Below are 2,319 nucleotides of genomic sequence, written 5' to 3' on the forward strand. Positions count from 1 at the left end.
GATCGGTTCCGTTCGATTCATATGGTTTTAGTATAGGAAAAGGAATTTCTCGGGGCCGCCTCTCGGCGGCCTTGCGAAAAACAAATCCAAGTTAGACCATTTCAAATGGTTCGATGTCTGCCCGGATGCGACACATCTGGTGTGTCCATCCTCGCAGTATCCGGTTCTCAAGGTGCACGCTTTGCGGCTGATCCGGTCTCACCGGGCCGCGCGGCAAGGAGATATATTGCCAGACCGGAGGGGCGCCGGGGGCGGGAATCTGGGCGTACACATTTCCTACACATATAAGGACTCTCGGCTGGCTGGGTAAATATAAGAGGGAACCTCGTTTCCGAGATCCCCTCTTTCGCCTATCTACAGTAATAGACTCTTAAATACCTTATGCCAGCAGCTTGCGACCGGACTCTTCAATCACGTCAAGTGCTGCATCAGCCTCGGCGGCATCCGCGCCCTTGGCAAAGATATACAGCTTGATCTTGGGCTCGGTGCCGGAAGGACGGACGATACCCTTGTTGCCACCCTCGAGATCGAACTCAATGACATTAGCCTTCGGCAGGCCGTTCACGCAGGTGTTGTAGTCCACGACGGCCTCAATCTTGGAACCGGCGAGCTCCGCGGGCGGGTTCTCGCGCAGACCAGCCATGATGCCGGCCATCTTTGCCGCACCCTCAGCGCCCGGATAGCTCAGCGAAATCGTCTTGTTGTGATAGTAGCCATACTTCTCGTACAGCTCGTGCATCGCGTCGGCGAGGTTCTTACCCTGCAGCTTGTAATACTGAGCCATCTGGCAAATCAGCAGCGAAGTGCTCACGGCGTCCTTGTCGCGCACGTGATCACCAGCCAGATAACCGTAGCTCTCCTCAAAACCGAAGATAAAGCGATCGACTTCACCAGCATCGGAAAGCGAGGTAATGATGTCACCGATGTACTTGAAGCCCGTCAGGCAGCGACGAAGCTCAAAGCCATACTCCTCGGCCAGAGCATCGACCATGGCGGAAGAAACGATAGTAGTAACGGCAACCTTCTTAGTGAGGTCCTCACCGCGGGCAGCACGGGTCTTGCAAATATAGTCGAGCAGCAGAACGCCCATCTCATTGCCGGTCAGCAGCAGATAGTCGTCGCCATTCTTAACGGCAACGCCAACACGGTCGGCGTCAGGATCGGTTGCAAGCAGCAAATCAGGGTGAACCTGCTCACAGAGATCGATGCCTTTCTGCATGGCCTGACGGATCTCGGGATTAGGATACGGGCAGGTCGGGAAATCGCCGTTAGGTTCCTTCTGCTCGGGAACAACCGTGACATCAGTGATGCCAGCGCGCTCGAGCACCGTGGTGACGGGAATGAGGCCGGTACCATTCAGCGGCGTATAGACAAGCTTGAGCGGTGCGCCGGCAATCTCCTCGGCAGAAAGATTCGTAACGCCGCGTGCGAGAACGGCGTCGTAATAACGCTCGAGGCACGAGTCGTCGATCCATTTGACCAGGCCCTGCTCAAGAGCCTCATCGAAGTCCATGGACTTCACACCGGTGAACGTATCGGTCTCGGCGATAGCCTTAGAAATTGCATCGGCGGCCTCGCTGGTGATCTGGCAGCCGTCGGGGCCATAGGCCTTATAGCCGTTATACGGTGCCGGGTTATGACTAGCGGTCATGCAAATGCCACCGGAGCACTTAAGGTCGCGGACGGCCCAGGAAAGCGTCGGCACGGGAGAAATCTTAGAGTACACGAGAGCAGTCACGCCGTTTGCTGCAAGAATGGCAGCCGTCGTCTTAACGAACAGTTCACCCTTATTGCGGCTATCGCGAGCGATGGCAACCGTCGGATGCTCGAAGGTCGCATTGAGATAGTCAGCAAAACCCTGCGTCGCGCGACCGACCGTATAGATATTCATACGGTTGGTGCCTGCACCGATAGTGCCGCGAAGACCGGCAGTACCGAAGGCGAGATCCTGGAAGAAAGCGTCGGTGATGGCGTCCTCATCACCCTGCTCCTTCATCGTGTTGAGCTCAGCGAGGAGCTCCTCGTCCTTGACATTGGCAATCCAAGTATCAAGCAGCTCATGAACATCTGCCATGTGAGTCCTTCCGTCACAATCAATAAAACGACCCGTGTAAAACAGGACAAGCGCAGCAGTGCGCTAAAGCAAATATTAGTCCATTGAGAACAGAGAACCAGCCACAGAACGGTGAACGTTTATATTCACTGGCGGATGATAGGATTGATTTAATTAAATAGAGAATGTCGCCTTTTAACGCAAAAAAGGGGGAGGCCGCGAGGCCCCCCCCCTTCTTCAAGTCTTGCGACGGCTCGGTGCCGTCC

General features: G+C 55.4%; 1 protein-coding gene. It reads right to left on the reverse strand.

What is annotated here, in order from left to right; translation table 11 throughout:
* Positions 1 to 379 precede the first annotated feature (379 nt).
* Positions 380 to 2,074 carry a phospho-sugar mutase gene (locus DW899_RS08405; protein ID WP_117800639.1) on the reverse strand — a complete coding sequence of 565 codons (1,695 nt, stop codon included), beginning with the start codon at positions 2,072 to 2,074 and terminating at the stop codon, positions 380 to 382.
* Between the last annotated feature and the right edge of the window lie 245 nt (positions 2,075 to 2,319).

The organism is Collinsella sp. AM41-2BH (assembly GCF_003468085.1).
Classification (GTDB): Bacteria; Actinomycetota; Coriobacteriia; order Coriobacteriales; family Coriobacteriaceae; genus Collinsella.

What these genes read in the sequence shown, in the direction of transcription:
- DW899_RS08405 (WP_117800639.1), bottom strand. Translation starts at nt 2,074, where the DNA reads ATGGCAGATGTTCATGAGCTGCTTGATACTTGGATTGCCAATGTCAAG.